The 859-nt window shown below is 54.6% G+C and carries 1 protein-coding gene; it reads right to left on the bottom strand.

Going from position 1 to position 859, the window contains the following annotated elements:
• On the bottom strand, positions 1 to 859 hold an 859-nt coding region (locus tag LKK83_RS29065), incomplete at both ends, for a tetratricopeptide repeat protein (protein WP_324634953.1).

Consider the following 859-nt stretch of genomic DNA (forward strand, 5'->3'; position numbering starts at 1 on the left):
CGTAATTCCGGGTCTACGCCAGTGCGGATATCGGCATTGGCTTCGGCGAGAATTTCTAACAACGTGCGAGCGCGGGCACTTTCGCTGGCACTGAGGGCTTGTTTGTCGTAGCCTTTATCCGGGTTTTGCTGGTGCAGTTGCATCAGCAAGTCGATGTAGAATTCGTAGTAACCCTGGTTTTGCACTTGAGCGAAGTAAGACTGGCGCAGCTTTTCGCTGTCGATTTTGGTGCGGAGGTCTTCGATAAGGGCAATGGCGGCTTCGATGTGGGTTAGGGCTTCTGTAAGGTTGCCTTGAGTGCGTTTGGTGGAAGCGAGATTATAGAGGGTAACCGCTTCCCCTGCCTTATCCCCCACTTCCCGTCTCAGGGGCAAGGATTGGTTCAAGTAGTCTAGGGCCGTTTGCTTGTCTCCCAGGGCGTCGTAAACCCCGCCAATATTGTTGAGGGTACGTGCTTCCCCTGCCTTATCCCCCACTTCCCGTGTCAGGGGCAAGGATTGGTTGAAGTAGTCTAGGGCCGTTTGCTGGTCTCCCAGGGCGTCGTAAACCGCGCCAATATCGGAGAGGGTAGTTGCTTCCCCTTTCTTATCCCCCACTTGCTGGAACAGGGGCAAGGATTGGTTGTAGTAGTCTAGGGCCGTTTGCTTGTCTCCCAGGTCGGAGTAAACTAGGCCAATATTGGAGAGGGTACCTGCTTCCCCTGCCTTATCCCCCACTTCCCGAGACAGGGGCAAGGATTGGTTGTAGTAGTCTAGGGCCGTTTGCTGGTCTCCCAGGTCGGAGTAAACCTGGCCAATATTGTTGAGGGTAGTTGCTTCCTGTGCCTTATCCCCCACTTGCCGAGACAGGGGCAAGGATT

The organism is Phormidium sp. CCY1219 (assembly GCF_035615515.1).
GTDB lineage: Bacteria > Cyanobacteriota > Cyanobacteriia > Cyanobacteriales > Laspinemataceae > CCY1219.